The organism is Oceanobacillus senegalensis, assembly GCF_900176885.1.
Taxonomy (GTDB): domain Bacteria; phylum Bacillota; class Bacilli; order Bacillales; family Amphibacillaceae; genus Oceanobacillus; species Oceanobacillus senegalensis.
The window spans coordinates 3,888,075-3,906,250 of the sequence record NZ_LT839648.1; the positions used below are offsets into that span (position 1 = coordinate 3,888,075).

Below are 18,176 nucleotides of genomic sequence, written 5' to 3' on the forward strand. Positions count from 1 at the left end.
GTATTAAGATTAGTCTAGTATTTTTCGTTAATATATGGTAATATTTTTGTTATAAATTCAGAATATTGTAAAGGGGGAAATAATTTGAGAAAGTATCTAGTATTTTTGTTGCTGGCTGCATTTTTATTCGTATTGTCTGCATGTAATTTTGATGACGAGTCATCAACAGATTCAGGGGCTGATGATTCTCCATCAGAAACAGAATCACAAGAGGGGACAGAAGACGCAGCTAGTGGAGATGGGGTCATCACTTTTGTAGAGGATTCTGAAATTCCGACCATTGATACAGCGCAAGCACATGATGGGGTAGCATTTACGGTGCTGAACAATGTGAAGGAAGGACTATATCGAGGAGATGAAAACCATCAACCACAGTTAGCGATGGCAGAGGATCACCAGGTTAGTGAAGATGGATTAGTACATACCTTTACAATCCGTGACGCACAGTGGAGTAATGGGGATCCAGTAACAGCACATGACTTTGAGTATGCTTGGAAGCGTGTTTTTGAAGAAGTCGGTCACTACAACGTGATGTTTGAAACGGCTAGTATTCTAAATGCAACCGAAATCTTAAATGGAGAAAAAGAACCAGATGAGCTAGGTGTGAAAGCGATTGATGATAAAACATTAGAAGTAACCTTGGCAAATCCAAATGCGTTATTAAAACAATTAATGACATTCCCGGCGTTCTTCCCAGTAAATCAAGCGGTTGTGGAGGAACAAGGAGAACGTTATGGTACAGAAGCGGATTCCATTGTATTTAATGGACCATATGTACTTGCAGATTGGAAGCATGACCAAGGATGGACGTATAAGAAAAATGAAAATTATTGGGATGCGGACGCTGTCCAAACCGAACAAATTAATGTCAATGTTGTAAAAGAAACGTCTACTGCTGTAAACCTATGGGAAACAGATGAAGTGGACCGTCTCCTATTATCCTCTTCCTATGTCGACCAGTATAAAGATAATGAGGCGTTTCACATAACAGAATTACCACGAATTGTATTTATGCGCTTTAATCATAATTTAGAGCATTTCCAAAATGCCAATATCCGCAAAGCGATTGACATGGCCATTAATAAGCAAGGATTAACCGATACGATTTTAAATAATGGTTCTATCCCGCTTTATTCTTTAATACCATCGAAGTTTTCCTTCACAGAAGATGGGGAAGATTTTAGAGAGTTAAATGGGCCATTTAACCAAGGCAGTGTGGAAGAGTCGCAAGCGCTTTGGGAAGAAGGTTTATCTGAATTAGGTACCGATTCAATCGAGTTTACATTAACGGTATCGGATGATGAAGCACATCAAAAAGCGGCAGAATTCATTAAGAATCAGCTGGAAACCAATCTTGCTGGTTTAGCAGTAGACATTAAAACAGTTCCATTCTCTGCTCGTCTAGAACAAGAAAAAGCAGTGGAATATGACATGGTTATTTCTACCTGGGGACCAGACTATGGTGACCCAATGACATACATCGATATGTGGGTGACAGATGGTCCTGCAAACCGAATGGACTACTCTGATCCTGAATACGATAAGCTAGTTAATCAGGCGCAAATAGAACCAGATGCCGCTGCTAGATATGACATGCTATTAGAAGCCGAAAAACTACTTATGGAAGACATGCATATTGCACCATTGTTCCAAGATGCGGAAGCCGTGCTATTACGTCCAACTATTAAAGGACTTATTCAACATCCGTCAGCACCAGAATTTGAATATAAGTGGATAACGGTTGAATAAGTAGATGAGAAAAGAGGGTGCTTGGGGGGAGTATCCTCTTTTCTGTCTATTATTCTGTAAGATGAGCCTATTTTTAATAGGCGGTTGAAAGGTTATGCCACATTATTTGGTGCGCGTCGTGTATTTTTGTAACAGTAATGAAAGATTTACTTTATGAAGATTTTAATTCCAAGTTGAAAAAACTACATAGGTTCATAGAAATAATGAGACATTAGTCTAGCAAACAGGAAAGTTGGTGAATGGATGGCTTCCTATATATGGAAACGAGTGGGGTATATGATGATTACCTTGTTAATTATCGTTACGATTACCTTTTTACTTATGCAGTTGTTACCTGGTACTCCTTTTAGTAACCCTGAAAAATTAACCGATCAGCAGTTAGAAATGATGGAAGCAAAATATGGGTTAGATAAACCATTGGCCGTTCAATATGTTACCTATATCGGAAACCTGCTTCAAGGAGATTTAGGTCTTTCCTTTCAATACGAAGGTCGTACTGTCAATGATATTCTCTCAGAAAGGATTGGACCGTCTGCTTTAATCGGTGGACAAGCTGTTTTAATTGGAATTATTATTGGTTTATTTTTAGGGATTATATCTGCACTTAATCACAATACCATCCTTGATTATGGCTCCGTATTTCTTGCGGTATTAGGGATGTCTATACCTGCTTTTGTTTTTGCCGCGTTGTTGCAATATTTTATTGGTGTTCAGTTGGAATGGCTTCCTGCCGCACTTTGGAAAGGGTACACGTATTCCATCCTTCCTTCTGTAGCCTTATCGGTAACTGTGATTGCAACGGTAGCGCGTTTTATCCGGACCGAAATGCTGGAAGTCTTGGGCCAGGACTATGTCAACACAGCGCGGGCAAAAGGGATTGGAGAACGAAAAGTTATCACGAGACACGTTATCCGAAATGCACTTATTCCAGTTATAACCGTACTTGGTCCATTGGCTGTTGGTATCATGACAGGAACACTTGTGATTGAGAAGATTTTTGCGGTTCCAGGATTGGGAGAACAATTTACATTATCCATCCTTGTGAACGATTATAGTGTCATCATGGGTGTCACGATTTTATATAGTGCATTATTTATTTTCGTTGTCTTAGTTGTTGATATTTTATATGGCGTACTAGACCCGCGTATTTCTTTATCAGGGGGGAAGAAGAATGCAGCATAGTCGTGAAGAAATAACGAAGGATTTATTCGTCTTTGAACCCCTCGAAGAAGGAAAGGCTGAAGAGCTCCCAGAGGTAACAAAGGGATATTGGCGTGAGGCCTTTGATCGGTTATTAAAAAATAAAGGGGCCTTATTCGGACTTGTTACGATCATCGTGATGACGATACTCGCCATTGTCGGTCCCATGATGAACGATTATCACTATGATGACCAGGATTTGCTTCGTTCGAATTTGCCTCCATTGGTTCATGGGTTGGAGTGGCTTGGTTTGGATGGAACAAATGCCTCGGGTGTCAATGTTTATGAAGAAAATGGAATAAAAGAAGCGGCATGGTTTGGTACGGATGAGTTTGGCCGTGACTTATGGACAAGAATTTGGCGAGGAACACAAATATCCTTGTTCATTGCATTAATGGCTGCTTTTCTCGACCTCGTTATTGGCGTTGTTTATGGTACAGTTTCCGGTTTTTACGGTGGAAAAGTCGATGACATCATGCAACGGATTGTGGAAGTTTTAACGGGAATACCAAACTTAATCCTAATTATTTTATTCATCCTTATTTTAGAGCCCGGAATTACCTCGATTATACTTGCCATGGTCATCACTGGTTGGGTAAACATGTCAAGGATTGTTCGTGGTCAAATATTGCAGCTAAAAGGTCAGGAGTTTGTACTCGCATCCCGTGCGTTAGGGGTAACAAATAGTGGGATTATGTGGAAACACTTAATTCCGAATGTTGTTGGCCCCATTATCGTAACGTTAATGTTTACCATTCCAACTGCTATTTTCTTCGAGGCGTTTTTAAGTTTTATCGGACTTGGTTTACAACCGCCACTCGCATCATTGGGTACGTTAATTGAAGATGGATACCAGGAAATGAGGTATTTCGCTTATAAATTAATTTTCCCATCGATTGTGATTAGTGCGATTATGATTAGCTTTAATGTATTGGGTGATGGACTTCGCGATGCGCTAGATCCGAAAATGAAGAAATAAGCATGTCAAGTTAGGAGGACAACGATGACGGACACCATATTATCAGTAGAAAATCTAAATGTATCATTTCAAACCAATAATGGATTAGTAAGGGCTGTTCGTGGTGTGAATTTTGATATAAAAAAAGGAGAGACCCTTGCCATTGTGGGGGAGTCTGGATCTGGTAAATCGGTAACCGCGAAAAGCATCATGCACTTGCTTCCGAAAAAGACAACACAGATCGAGGATGGCACGATTCTCTATGAAGGGGAAAATCTCATAAACTATTCCCGAAAAGAAATGGAAACGATTCAGGGAAAGGAAATATCGATGATTTTTCAGGATCCAATGACATCCTTGAATCCGACGATGAAAATTGGAAAGCAGGTCATGGAGGGGCTTAGGAAGCACCAGGCTATCAGCAAAAAGGAAGCATTGGAAAAAACACAGGAAATCCTGGAAATGGTCGGTATTCCTAATGCAAAGGAGCGGATGAACGCTTATCCGCATGAGTTTTCCGGTGGGATGAGGCAGCGGGTGGTCATAGCCATTGCATTAGCATGTAATCCCAAGCTCTTAATTGCCGATGAGCCGACGACAGCACTGGATGTAACGATTCAGGCACAAATTTTAGATTTAATGAAAGAGCTTCAGAAAAAAACCGGTACATCGATTTTGATTATTACGCATGACTTAGGTGTCGTTGTTAATATGGCAGATCGTGTTGCTGTCATGTATGCGGGGGAAATTGTGGAGACGGGTACATTGCGGGAACTATTTTACGAAGCAAAGCATCCCTATACATGGGGGCTTTTGGAGTCCATGCCGAAAATGCATCAGGATCGTTCTGTACCGCTTGTTCCGATTTCTGGTTCACCACCGGATGTAAGCAACTTGCATGAGGGATGTCCATTTGCAGCAAGATGTCCCTATGTCATGAAGGTATGCCATCATCATAACCCTGAACGTACCTATGTCACGGATTCACATGCCGCATCATGCTGGCTGTTAGATGAAAGAGCACCTCGTGTAAAGCATTCGATAGGCGGAGGGACAACAAATGAAGCAAAAACTCGTTGAAGTAAAAAACCTAAAAAAGCATTTTAAGGTAGGAAAAAAGCAATTAAAAGCAGTGGATGATGTGACGTTTGATATTTATCAAGGAGAAACACTTGGATTAGTAGGGGAGTCCGGATGTGGGAAGTCAACGGTCGGACGTACGATTTTAAATCTATATTCGGCCACATCGGGTGAGGTCCATTACGATGGAGTGGACTTGCAAAATGGAATTTCCAAAAAGGACCGGAAGAAATATCAAAGTAAAATACAAATGATTTTCCAGGATCCTTATTCCTCGTTAGATCCCAGGATGACGGTAATGGATATCATTAAAGAGGGAATCAAGATTCATCGGCCGATGATGAGCGATGCTGAGCAAAATCAAGTAGTGTACGAGCTACTAGAGTTAGTAGGTTTAAATAAAACGCATGCGAAGCGTTTTTCCCATGAGTTTAGTGGGGGGCAACGACAACGCATCGGTATTGCGAGAGCACTGGCAGTGAATCCGGAGTTTATCATTGCTGATGAGCCAATTGCTGCACTAGATGTGTCCATCCAGGCGCAGGTTGTCAATCTATTAAAAGAATTACAGAAAGAGCGTGGCTTAACCTACTTATTTATCGCCCATGACTTATCGATGGTGAAATACATCAGTGATCGAGTAGCCGTGATGTATTTAGGGAGCATGGTCGAATTAGCGGAAAGTGAGGAATTGTATGAGGAACCATTACACCCCTATACAAAAGCACTCATGTCCGCTGTACCCATTCCAGATCCAGACATAGAATTAAAAAGGGAGCGTATTATTTTAAAAGGGGATATCCCAAGTCCCATCGATCCACCAAGTGGTTGCCGGTTCCGCACTCGCTGTCCACTCGCACAAGATATTTGTGCACAGAAAATACCGGAATGGCGTGAAGCTAGGAAACATCATTACGTCGCTTGTCATTTTGCGTGAGCGGTGCTTACTTGTTGATTAGCTTGGTACGGTAAGGGACGGTTTTGTAGTGCATACTTGCTAGGCGAAGGCCGTTTCCTGCCTGATGTACCAATCGGTCTATCCCTGTCTATGAAAATAGGTCAAACGTACGGATTTTCAAACAAACGTTTGACCTATTTTGGAGTTTAGGAGGAAGAATGTTTTCCTATATATGTATGCTTTTTGTGTCGCAGTAGAAGGGGGATGTGACGTAACTCGGTTAAGCTTGCCGATGCACGCTGATTTCAACTACGGGCGGTAGCGGACCATAGGGCACGGCTTCAGTTCAGACACGTGCTATTCCCACAGGACAAGGAAGGCTTCGAGAGCGTTACATCTTCGTTAGTAAATTGAAATTCACATTCAAGGAGTCGACTGTTCTCTCTTCCAATCAACCATGATTATGGCTGAAATAATAATAATAGGAGATTATGCTCAAAAATAGCGGAGGAAATACACGGAGACTCCTGCGGGATGAAAAGCCTAGGTGAGACCACGTAGTGCGACAGCACGGAGGGGGCTCAGCAGCTCCCGCGGAAAGCGTAGTGTATTTCCGTAGCGATATTTACGCACCTTTTTTCGTATTAGGTTACTGCGCATTCTATCTATTTTGCGACATAAACAACAATCTCTTAGAAAACAGCCAGGAGGAAAGAGAGGTTTTATCATGTATAAACGGGATGATGATTTATTACCAGAGGAGATGTGGGTAACGAACGTACAAGTTGCAACTGTATGGACGAATCCTCAGTCTGCAAGAGAAATGGATCGTGATGGAACGGAAAACCCAACCAATATGGAAAAGTGGGTTACCGAATTAACGGACAAGGAAAAAGTAGCATTATGTGATGAAAATAGAATACAGTCCCAATTATTGTATGGAGAGCCTGTTTTGGTAACAGAAATCCGGGATGGCTTTGCGCATGTCATCATTCCAAGTCAACCGTCCAAAAAAGATGGGCGGGGCTATCCGGGATGGGTTCCTGCCAAACAATTAGCCCAAGTGAATAAGGTAGAATGGGTTAAGCCATTAACTGCAGCTGTACAGACGAAGCATGCTTGGTTGGAAACGAGCGAGGGAGAAAAAGAGATGATGCTCAGTTACCTAACTATGCTACCAGTAGAAGCTGTTGGTGATAACCGTGTGGAAGTACAGACGCCAAGTGGAAAGAAATACCTTCCGAAAGATGCCGTGCATGTGTTTTCTACAGAGGAGGGAGTAGATCCTGGAGATGGAGAAGCTGTTGTGAAGGCAGCTGAAGGTCATTTGGGCCTTTCCTATTTTTGGGGAGGTATGAGCGCATTTGGCTATGATTGCTCAGGTCTTTCTTATGCAGCACATAAAGCAAATGGCTATCGAATCCCACGTGATGCTGGAGATCAAGCGAAGGCTGGGAAACCTATTCCATTGGACGCTATCCGACCTGGTGACTTATTATTTTTTGCTTATGAAAAAGGAAAAGGACGCATCCACCATGTTGGGATAAGTACAGGTGACGGGAAGATGATTCATGCTCCACAAACGGGAAAAGGGGTTGAAATCATCTCTTTAAAAGGGACCAAATATGAGGATGAACTTTGCGTAGCTAGAAGGTATTGGGAATAGTATCATGATTAGCATCCATCCATTTACTGGGAAGTAAATTGGGTGGATTTTTATTGTAGGTTAAGGGGGAAGGAATATACCCGACGGATTGAGGATTCACTTTATGACGTTTCGCTGTCGATTGGGACGACCTGCTAGAATGGTCCGTGAGAACTGTTTCCATCGACCATCCAAACAACCAAAAATTTTTGGTTCTATTGAAAGGGTTCGGTGTATAGGTTTATTAGTAGGGATACTAGATTAATATGAAATATGGCAGTGATGGAAAAGGAGGAAAGCTGTGAAAGGCAAAAGATATCCGTACAAATCAGTAAAGCGATGGAAGAAAAAGAATGCATCGATAATGAAGCAATTGAAGAAGAAGAAACAGTCATCATATCGAACGACTTCATACAAGGCAAAGGCAACCAATTTTAAGAAAGTTACTCCACTAAAATCAAAGAAGCAATCAACGTATCATCCTACATCACGAGCATGGAGGCTTCCTACTACATTTACCTTAATTACTTTACTTATGATTATTCTAGTCATCCCGGCATTAGTTGTGATTCCATTTGGAGAAAGCAAACAGGAAGCAGCAACCGTTACAAAAAAGGTAGAGGAGGCCACTGTTGAGGTAGAAGAATCCCCATTTGCAGTGGAGGTTATGCGCTCAGCCACGGAGACAGTAGAGGACATTCCATTAGAAGAATATATCGTAGGTGTCGTAGCGGCGGAGATGCCAGCAGAGTTTGAGTTAGAGGCCTTAAAGGCACAGGCACTTGCTGCAAGAACCTATACGGTTAATCATTTGCTTCACGGGGATAAGATAGCCGAATATGATGTGACAGATACGGTTTCCCATCAAGTATATAGAAGTGAGGAAGAACTAATTAAACAATGGGGGAGCGACTATTCGGAGAAAATAAATAAAATCAAGGAAGCGGTAAATGCAACAAGGGGAGAAATTTTAACGTATAATGAAACGCCGATAACGGCAGCGTTTTTTTCCACAAGTAATGGTTATACGGAAAACTCCGAGGATTATTGGGAAAATGAATTACCTTACTTAAGAAGTGTGAAAAGTCCTTGGGATAAAGAATCTCCGAAATTTTTAAATCAACAAACCTTTACGGTAGCCCAGGTAGAAAAGGCATTGGGCATTGATCTACCGAATGAAAAGCCTGTATATATGGAGGAATCTAGAACGGAAAGTGGACGTGTGAAAGAGCTAACCATAGCAGAGAATACCTTTTCTGGAAGGGATATACGAGAGAAATTAGGATTAAGTTCCAGTGACTTTACCATCAAGCAGAATAATGGGCACTTTGTGTTTACGACAGAAGGTTATGGCCATGGCGTTGGAATGAGTCAATATGGAGCACATTACATGGCGCAGAATGGAAAAACGTATAAGGATATTATTAACCATTATTATCAAGGTGTTGAAATAAGTACCGTAGATGATGCGACTCCAACCCTCGTTGCAAAATAAGCAGCGGGGTTTTCTTTTGTTTATTAAGATATCAACTTTAAGGAAAACAGATCATTCCCTGATAGTGGAAAGCATAACTATACAAAGTGAATCTTCAATCAGCGGGGGGGGGGGGTTTTATTTCATCCCCTGTAAATAGATACTATAAAAAGAACTGCACCTACCAAGCACCATAAATGCTTACGTTTCCCTATATTTTTAAAAAAATGCATGAAATTTTAATATTTTTTTTCGTTGATGTATATATTTTCCTTTTTCTGATAACAATGGTTCCTGAGGTGATGTTCTAATGAGTGAAGAAAACAAAAAAGCTCCAAAAAATAAATGGAGTCGAATCTTCCGGAAAAAATGGTTTTTCCCAGCAGTATATTTAACGATGGCTGCCGTGTTATTAGCTGTTGTTATGTGGTATCAGAATATGGAAAGTGAAGTTCCAAGTGCTGATGAAGAAGTACAGGACGAGCAGTTAACCAATGACTTGGCGCCAACACCAAATGATGAAGAGGCACAGCCCGTAGTAGATCAACAAGAAATGATTCAATTCCCTGTATCTGATCAAGATCAAGCAGAAATCGTAACTAAATTTTATGATTACAACGCATCAGAAGAAGATCAATTAGAAGCTTTAGTATTCTATAATAATAGATACTATCAAAGCACAGGAATTGATGTAGCATCTACATCAGAAGAAGAGGAATCATTTGATGTACTAGCATCATTAAGTGGTACGGTTACAGAAGTAAAAGAAGACCCGCTATTAGGTAACGTTGTTGTTCTGTCACATGGAAATGAAGTGGCAACGTATTATGCAAGTCTTGGTGAAGTAGCAGTATCCGCTGGTGATAAAGTGAAGCAAGGGGACACATTAGGAACAGCTGGGAATAATATTTTCGGAAAAGAAAATGGTACCCATGTCCATTTTGAATTAAGAAAAGATGGGAAAGAAGTTAATCCGGAGAACTTTTTCAAACAACCAGTAAGTGCTTTAGAAGAGGTTGCTGAAGAAGAAGTTAGTGAAGAGTCTAAGGAAAATGAAGACGCGGCAGTAAATGAAGAATCCGCGGAAGAAGAATCTACTGAAGAGTCTTCCAAAGAGGGAGCTACAGAAGAGGAAGAAGAAGCTTCCGATGAGAACGCAGGACAAAACGGTGATTCAGAAGACGCTCCAGAAGACGGTGAATCTGGTGACGATGCAACAGAAGATGAGACAGAAGAATCATCTAACAATGCCTAAATATCATGTCTAGGCACGATAAAAAATACTCTAGCAATGAATGCTAGGGTATTTTTTTATGTCGAAGAAAGAGGACTAGGATTCTACCATTTTCGTGTTGATTTTTTCAGTTGAGTACTTACAAATGTATTTACACTGTCTTTACATCTCTCCTTCATATACCATCTATTACTATCCACAACACTCTAGGTTAAATGCCTTATAAATCTAGTGTTTTCGAGGGTTTGACTCGGATAATGTCGAACGATTATTCTCCTTTTTTGTCATAATTATGGTAAGATTAAATTGTTGATTTTTTATAAAGAACATATTAAGGAATAATGACATATAGGAAAAAAGATAGAGAGATAATAGAGTAAGAAATTCATCATGTAGGAAAGGGGAATGGATATGAGAGTGTCAACGAATTTTATTTCAAATATAGATGAACTAACCATGGAACAACTTCAGTCTATGTTAAGACTGGAGCATGATATTAACACAGTTAGGCAGCTTATTCGAAAATATTGTATAGAAGCCAATTCCTCGGATTTGCGGAAAAAAGGTATGGAATATTTATATATGCATGGTTATTTTGATGATTTAGAGGAATTAATCAATAAAAATATACAATCATCTGACCCATCTATGAAGCAGTGGGCAGAGGTTTACCAAATTCTACTGAATATAAAGCATGGCCGTTATGCAAAATGTGAAGCGGTCGAAGCAGTGAAAAGTGTGGAAACGAAAGAACCGGAACTGCTTTGCTTACTAGAATTTGCCATGATATATAAGGAGTACAGCTTATGCCAATATAAGGAACTTGGGAATTTTATTAGCATGTATGACCAATATATGTCAGAGATTGATGACTTTTATCTACAAGAAAGTTTTAAGATACGCTATATCCAATTATCACTTATGTACACGTTAATGAGAAACGAAATCATTGTCGCCCGAAGACTCGCGTATAAATTATTGAATCAGGTGATGAATCCATACATTCTTTTAGATACGCATATAAAACTTGGTTTATCTTATACATTTGATTCGTATTTTAAAGCGATATACCACATGCATGAAGCGTTGAAGATTGCGAAAGAATATGATTTTCCATCCGAAATGAATGTGATTGAAAAACAATATATCCCCTTCTTATCAGCTCACTTTGGAAAAGCAGACCAAATTACAACGACAGATAAAACGGAACAAGCCCATCTTGAATTAGCGAAAGGAAACAAAGAGGATGCCATTGAGATATTAACAGATGTAGCTGAGCATACACCATTTAGCAAATATTATTTAGGAAAGGCACTAAAGGATAAGTCTCTATTGATTCAATCCTATAAACAATTTGTACATAAGCGGAATGATTATTTTTTCAGCCGGTTACCGCTTAATGAGTTACGAAGGATTTATTTTTAATTATTTCTCTTATTGATGCACGTTAATAATATAGCCATCGTAAATATAGGAGATGGAATGGCATAAAGGGAATCCAGTTAGTTGCCCTAAAGTGTACGTCGTGTATTTCCGTAGTGGTAATTAATAAACAGTGGAGATAAAAAGGATGTTGGCAGAATGTCAGCATCCATTTTTATATATATAAATAGGAAATAAACGTAGACATTTTCAAAGAAATGGGATGGATTTTGTCCTAAAAATGGAATAGTATTCATAAATATAGATTAAGCGTAATATACTCATTACAAATCAGTCATTCAGCAACATCTGAGGTGAGAGCTCATGTGGCTGGTAGGATTCGTATCATTATGAAAGCTATCCATACATTTTTATCCGAAAAAGTTACAGAAAATTCTAGTAATTATTGTTTTAATATAATGACTTAAATTTAATAGATACAGAGAAATCATGATAGATCCAAGTTAATCATCTATGAATAAACAAGCCGCATCAATATGAACACCTNCTTACGTTTCCCTATATTTTTAAAAAAATGCATGAAATTTTAATATTTTTTTTCGTTGATGTATATATTTTCCTTTTTCTGATAACAATGGTTCCTGAGGTGATGTTCTAATGAGTGAAGAAAACAAAAAAGCTCCAAAAAATAAATGGAGTCGAATCTTCCGGAAAAAATGGTTTTTCCCAGCAGTATATTTAACGATGGCTGCCGTGTTATTAGCTGTTGTTATGTGGTATCAGAATATGGAAAGTGAAGTTCCAAGTGCTGATGAAGAAGTACAGGACGAGCAGTTAACCAATGACTTGGCGCCAACACCAAATGATGAAGAGGCACAGCCCGTAGTAGATCAACAAGAAATGATTCAATTCCCTGTATCTGATCAAGATCAAGCAGAAATCGTAACTAAATTTTATGATTACAACGCATCAGAAGAAGATCAATTAGAAGCTTTAGTATTCTATAATAATAGATACTATCAAAGCACAGGAATTGATGTAGCATCTACATCAGAAGAAGAGGAATCATTTGATGTACTAGCATCATTAAGTGGTACGGTTACAGAAGTAAAAGAAGACCCGCTATTAGGTAACGTTGTTGTTCTGTCACATGGAAATGAAGTGGCAACGTATTATGCAAGTCTTGGTGAAGTAGCAGTATCCGCTGGTGATAAAGTGAAGCAAGGGGACACATTAGGAACAGCTGGGAATAATATTTTCGGAAAAGAAAATGGTACCCATGTCCATTTTGAATTAAGAAAAGATGGGAAAGAAGTTAATCCGGAGAACTTTTTCAAACAACCAGTAAGTGCTTTAGAAGAGGTTGCTGAAGAAGAAGTTAGTGAAGAGTCTAAGGAAAATGAAGACGCGGCAGTAAATGAAGAATCCGCGGAAGAAGAATCTACTGAAGAGTCTTCCAAAGAGGGAGCTACAGAAGAGGAAGAAGAAGCTTCCGATGAGAACGCAGGACAAAACGGTGATTCAGAAGACGCTCCAGAAGACGGTGAATCTGGTGACGATGCAACAGAAGATGAGACAGAAGAATCATCTAACAATGCCTAAATATCATGTCTAGGCACGATAAAAAATACTCTAGCAATGAATGCTAGGGTATTTTTTTATGTCGAAGAAAGAGGACTAGGATTCTACCATTTTCGTGTTGATTTTTTCAGTTGAGTACTTACAAATGTATTTACACTGTCTTTACATCTCTCCTTCATATACCATCTATTACTATCCACAACACTCTAGGTTAAATGCCTTATAAATCTAGTGTTTTCGAGGGTTTGACTCGGATAATGTCGAACGATTATTCTCCTTTTTTGTCATAATTATGGTAAGATTAAATTGTTGATTTTTTATAAAGAACATATTAAGGAATAATGACATATAGGAAAAAAGATAGAGAGATAATAGAGTAAGAAATTCATCATGTAGGAAAGGGGAATGGATATGAGAGTGTCAACGAATTTTATTTCAAATATAGATGAACTAACCATGGAACAACTTCAGTCTATGTTAAGACTGGAGCATGATATTAACACAGTTAGGCAGCTTATTCGAAAATATTGTATAGAAGCCAATTCCTCGGATTTGCGGAAAAAAGGTATGGAATATTTATATATGCATGGTTATTTTGATGATTTAGAGGAATTAATCAATAAAAATATACAATCATCTGACCCATCTATGAAGCAGTGGGCAGAGGTTTACCAAATTCTACTGAATATAAAGCATGGCCGTTATGCAAAATGTGAAGCGGTCGAAGCAGTGAAAAGTGTGGAAACGAAAGAACCGGAACTGCTTTGCTTACTAGAATTTGCCATGATATATAAGGAGTACAGCTTATGCCAATATAAGGAACTTGGGAATTTTATTAGCATGTATGACCAATATATGTCAGAGATTGATGACTTTTATCTACAAGAAAGTTTTAAGATACGCTATATCCAATTATCACTTATGTACACGTTAATGAGAAACGAAATCATTGTCGCCCGAAGACTCGCGTATAAATTATTGAATCAGGTGATGAATCCATACATTCTTTTAGATACGCATATAAAACTTGGTTTATCTTATACATTTGATTCGTATTTTAAAGCGATATACCACATGCATGAAGCGTTGAAGATTGCGAAAGAATATGATTTTCCATCCGAAATGAATGTGATTGAAAAACAATATATCCCCTTCTTATCAGCTCACTTTGGAAAAGCAGACCAAATTACAACGACAGATAAAACGGAACAAGCCCATCTTGAATTAGCGAAAGGAAACAAAGAGGATGCCATTGAGATATTAACAGATGTAGCTGAGCATACACCATTTAGCAAATATTATTTAGGAAAGGCACTAAAGGATAAGTCTCTATTGATTCAATCCTATAAACAATTTGTACATAAGCGGAATGATTATTTTTTCAGCCGGTTACCGCTTAATGAGTTACGAAGGATTTATTTTTAATTATTTCTCTTATTGATGCACGTTAATAATATAGCCATCGTAAATATAGGAGATGGAATGGCATAAAGGGAATCCAGTTAGTTGCCCTAAAGTGTACGTCGTGTATTTCCGTAGTGGTAATTAATAAACAGTGGAGATAAAAAGGATGTTGGCAGAATGTCAGCATCCATTTTTATATATATAAATAGGAAATAAACGTAGACATTTTCAAAGAAATGGGATGGATTTTGTCCTAAAAATGGAATAGTATTCATAAATATAGATTAAGCGTAATATACTCATTACAAATCAGTCATTCAGCAACATCTGAGGTGAGAGCTCATGTGGCTGGTAGGATTCGTATCATTATGAAAGCTATCCATACATTTTTATCCGAAAAAGTTACAGAAAATTCTAGTAATTATTGTTTTAATATAATGACTTAAATTTAATAGATACAGAGAAATCATGATAGATCCAAGTTAATCATCTATGAATAAACAAGCCGCATCAATATGAACACCTTGTCTCATTATGCACCTCGGAAGTTATCAACTTAGGGAGGCGAACGGTGTGCACGATTACATCAAGGAAAGAACTGTGAGGATAGGTCAACATATTGTGGAGACAAAGAAGACTGTCCGCACTATAGCTAAGGAATTTGGAGTATCAAAAAGTACCGTCCATAAGGATTTAACGGAGCGTTTACCAGAAATAAATCCCGAATTAGCCAATCAAGTAAAAGAGGTTTTGGAATATCACAAATCGATTCGACACCTTCGTGGGGGGGAGGCAACAAGAAAAAAGTACAAAATTAACACGACGAATGAGGAGTCCAATGAAGAACCTGCAAAACCAGTTGGATAAGGAAGTGATATAGTGATGGTAAATAAAGTCAGCCAAGTTGGTAAGAGGCTGGCTTTTTTACGTGGATAACTCTTAATCCTTATCGTAAAATACTATAAAAAATCCAGTACTCTATGAAGGTAACGAACTTATATTCAAAGAAAATGAGATATACCTCTAATGATAGCATAAATTTTTCTATAATTAGATATACAAAATGTCAAATGTTATACACGAATAACCAACAAATTTCTTTTCAATAATACAGTTAAATGATGATTTTTGTGGTAAAATATCTTATTAGAGGTTGTTCAAAAAGTCCGGTAAAAATGACACATCGAATCAGGGGACCTTCGATTATATACCGTTACGCCCTGTGACGAATATCGAAGTCACCACATCCTGTGGAAGCTCGTTGGCTTGCTTTTCCGCTCCTCGTGTACCTTTTTAATGTACACGACGTACACTTTTCCTGTGTGCGTTGTCATATAGAGAAGCGTTTCTTATGCTAAAAAGCTATGCCCCTTGAACTTCTCAGTCCTTTTTATCCTCCTTTTTGAACACGTACTATTAGTAGCATTATGTTTTCGGACTGATGCAAGATGATAAGCTTAGGAGGATCTAGATACATGTTTTCTAGGGATATTGGAATTGACCTTGGAACGGCAAATGTTTTAATTCATGTAAAGAGTAAAGGAATTGTATTGGATGAGCCATCCGTAGTGGCGATGGATCGCAATACAGGGAAGGTCCTTGAAGTTGGTGAAGCGGCACGACGTATGGTTGGACGGACACCAGGAAACATTGAAGCGATTCGCCCATTAAAAGATGGCGTTATTGCTGATTTTGATGTGACAGAAGCAATGCTTAAGCATTTTATAAATAAAATTAATGTCAAAGGATTTCTTTCTAAACCGAGAATGTTGATTTGCTGCCCAACGAATATTACAAAAGTGGAGCAAAAGGCGATTAAAGAAGCAGCAGAGAAATCTGGTGGGAAGAAAGTATACTTAGAGGAAGAGCCAAAAGTGGCAGCAATCGGAGCTGGCATGGAGATTTTTCAACCAAGTGGAAACATGGTTGTTGATATCGGTGGAGGTACTACAGATGTCGCTGTATTATCGATGGGCGGAATCGTTACTTCTGAATCGATTAAAATGGCCGGTGATAAATTTGATGGGGAAATTCTTCAATATATTAAGAAGAAATACAAACTACTAATCGGTGAACGTACAGCCGAGGACATCAAGATGCAGGTTGCAACCGTGTTTGAAGGATCTCGGAAAGAGGAAATGGACATTCGTGGTCGTGACATGGTATCTGGGCTTCCACGTACTATTTCTGTTCATTCTGTTGAAATAGAAGAAGCATTACGCGAATCCGTGTACCTTATTGTACAAGCAGCGAAATCTGTTTTGGAACGTACACCGCCTGAGTTGTCGGCGGATATTATTGACCGCGGTATTATTTTGACTGGTGGTGGAGCATTGATTCATGGTATTGACCAGCTACTTGCAGAAGAATTAAAGGTTCCTGTTTTTATAGCGGAAGAGCCAATGAGCTGCGTAGCAAAAGGCACCGGGATCATGCTTGAAAATATCGATAAAATTGAAAAAAGGAAAGCTATATAATGGGAGGAGTTCAAAAAGGACTGGTCAGCTCCCGTGAGTCGACTATTCATAGTGTCATGTTACCGGACTTTTTGAACAACCTTTATTTTATCGAAGGTTAAGGGGCAGACCCCCCCACTAATTGAAGGTTCACTTTATGAGGATATCTAGCATATGGCAGGTCCTTCATCCTGCTGCATGCTAGAGGTTTTCGGCAATCCGAACAAAAATATCGCCCCACACGAAACGATTACCCCGGAGGAAAGAAAAATGTTAAGAGGATTTTATACAGCCGCAAGTGGAATGCTTGCTCAACAGCGAACACAGGAAACGTTAGCGAATAATATTGCCAATATGAATACACCTGGATATAAGGCAGATCAAGCGACATTGCGTGCATTTCCAGAGATGTTAGTGCAAAAAATGGAATCCAAAAATGTCCCAACAACGAATGGAACGAGTCTACCTACTAAACATTCCATCGGTTCGTTACATACAGGCGTCTATGTTCAAGAAACGGTTCCAAACTTTACTCAGGGAGATATTCGGGAAACTGGAATGCAAACGGACTTAGCCATCGTTCAAGGAAATGTACCTGATGACAGTGGTGCTTTATTTTTCACGGTTCAAAATGAAGCTGGTGAGGAGCGTTATACGAGAAATGGGAATTTCACAGTAGATGGAGAAGGATTTCTTGTTACGAATCAGGGATATTATGTCTTGGATATGGCTGGAGACCTGATACAAACGAATGGTATGGATATGACAGTTAGCCCTGATGGCATGATCGAAACGGCGGGACAAGTCGTGGAACTAGGTATGGCGTATGCCGAAGAAGCGAATGACTTCGTGAAAGAAGGCAACGGTTTATTTAATGGAGAAGCAGGTGCTATCCCGGCCGGGGTAACATTTACGGTGAAACAAGGGGCTTTGGAAGGTTCCAATGTTAATGTTTTACAAACGATGACAGATATGATGACAGCTTATCGTCTTTTTGAAACGAATCAGCGCGTATTACGTGCATATGATGAGAGTATGGGGAAAGCAGTTAATGAAGTTGGAAAAATAGGATAATAGATGAATATTAGAAATTGGCAGGGAAAAAGAGGGGGAA

General features: G+C 39.1%; 14 protein-coding genes. All 14 read left to right on the forward strand.

Features of this window, described 5'->3' with window-relative positions; translation table 11 throughout:
* Positions 1-84: 84 nt before the first annotated feature.
* The 14 genes from CAO17_RS18655 (at position 85) to CAO17_RS18720 (ending at position 18,136) form a co-directional block, all read left to right on the forward strand.
* Positions 85-1,749, forward strand: a complete 1,665-nt coding sequence (locus CAO17_RS18655) for a peptide ABC transporter substrate-binding protein (RefSeq protein WP_085994057.1) — start codon at positions 85-87, stop codon at positions 1,747-1,749.
* A 243-nt stretch (positions 1,750-1,992) separates the two neighbouring features.
* The gene (gene opp3b / locus CAO17_RS18660) at positions 1,993-2,931 is read left to right on the forward strand and encodes an oligopeptide ABC transporter permease (RefSeq protein ID WP_085994058.1); all 939 of its coding nucleotides are present in this window, start codon (positions 1,993-1,995) and stop codon (positions 2,929-2,931) included.
* Positions 2,921-3,928, forward strand: coding sequence for an oligopeptide ABC transporter permease (opp3C, locus tag CAO17_RS18665; RefSeq protein ID WP_085994059.1), 1,008 nt, complete (start codon positions 2,921-2,923; stop codon positions 3,926-3,928). The genes opp3b and opp3C overlap by 11 nt, the downstream gene beginning before the upstream one ends.
* 24 nt (positions 3,929-3,952) lie before the next feature.
* Positions 3,953-4,987: an ABC transporter ATP-binding protein gene (locus tag CAO17_RS18670; protein WP_085994060.1), complete on the forward strand. Its 1,035-nt coding sequence runs from the start codon at positions 3,953-3,955 to the stop codon at positions 4,985-4,987.
* Entirely contained in the window at positions 4,968-5,924 is a 957-nt protein-coding gene (locus tag CAO17_RS18675; RefSeq protein ID WP_085994061.1) for an ABC transporter ATP-binding protein, read from the forward strand. The genes CAO17_RS18670 and CAO17_RS18675 overlap by 20 nt, the downstream gene beginning before the upstream one ends.
* Positions 5,925-6,612: 688 nt before the next feature.
* Positions 6,613-7,551 carry a C40 family peptidase gene (locus CAO17_RS18680; RefSeq protein ID WP_085994062.1) on the forward strand — a complete coding sequence of 313 codons (939 nt, stop codon included), beginning with the start codon at positions 6,613-6,615 and terminating at the stop codon, positions 7,549-7,551.
* A 280-nt stretch (positions 7,552-7,831) separates the two neighbouring features.
* Complete coding sequence (gene spoIID / locus CAO17_RS18685) at positions 7,832-9,025, forward strand: stage II sporulation protein D (RefSeq protein WP_245831871.1); 1,194 nt, start codon at positions 7,832-7,834, stop codon at positions 9,023-9,025.
* 289 nt (positions 9,026-9,314) lie between these two features.
* On the forward strand, positions 9,315-10,259 hold the full coding sequence (gene spoIIQ / locus CAO17_RS18690) for a stage II sporulation protein SpoIIQ (protein ID WP_085994063.1): 945 nt from the start codon (positions 9,315-9,317) through the stop codon (positions 10,257-10,259).
* Positions 10,260-10,649: 390 nt separating this feature from the next.
* Entirely contained in the window at positions 10,650-11,663 is a 1,014-nt protein-coding gene (locus CAO17_RS18695; protein WP_085994064.1) for an AimR family lysis-lysogeny pheromone receptor, read from the forward strand.
* 615 nt (positions 11,664-12,278) lie between these two features.
* A complete protein-coding gene (spoIIQ, locus tag CAO17_RS18700; RefSeq protein ID WP_085994063.1) occupies positions 12,279-13,223 on the forward strand; it encodes a stage II sporulation protein SpoIIQ in 945 nt (314 codons plus the stop codon).
* Between the two features lie 390 nt (positions 13,224-13,613).
* A complete protein-coding gene (locus tag CAO17_RS18705) occupies positions 13,614-14,627 on the forward strand; it encodes an AimR family lysis-lysogeny pheromone receptor (RefSeq protein WP_085994064.1) in 1,014 nt (337 codons plus the stop codon).
* A 552-nt stretch (positions 14,628-15,179) separates the two neighbouring features.
* Positions 15,180-15,473 (forward strand): sporulation transcriptional regulator SpoIIID, encoded by a 294-nt coding sequence (gene spoIIID / locus CAO17_RS18710; protein WP_085994065.1) that lies wholly within the window; start codon positions 15,180-15,182, stop codon positions 15,471-15,473.
* A 608-nt stretch (positions 15,474-16,081) separates the two neighbouring features.
* Positions 16,082-17,083 carry a rod shape-determining protein gene (gene mreB, locus CAO17_RS18715; RefSeq protein WP_085994066.1) on the forward strand — a complete coding sequence of 334 codons (1,002 nt, stop codon included), beginning with the start codon at positions 16,082-16,084 and terminating at the stop codon, positions 17,081-17,083.
* Positions 17,084-17,332: 249 nt separating this feature from the next.
* Positions 17,333-18,136, forward strand: a complete 804-nt coding sequence (locus CAO17_RS18720; RefSeq protein WP_085994067.1) for a flagellar hook-basal body protein — start codon at positions 17,333-17,335, stop codon at positions 18,134-18,136.
* The last annotated feature ends 40 nt before the right edge of the window (positions 18,137-18,176 follow it).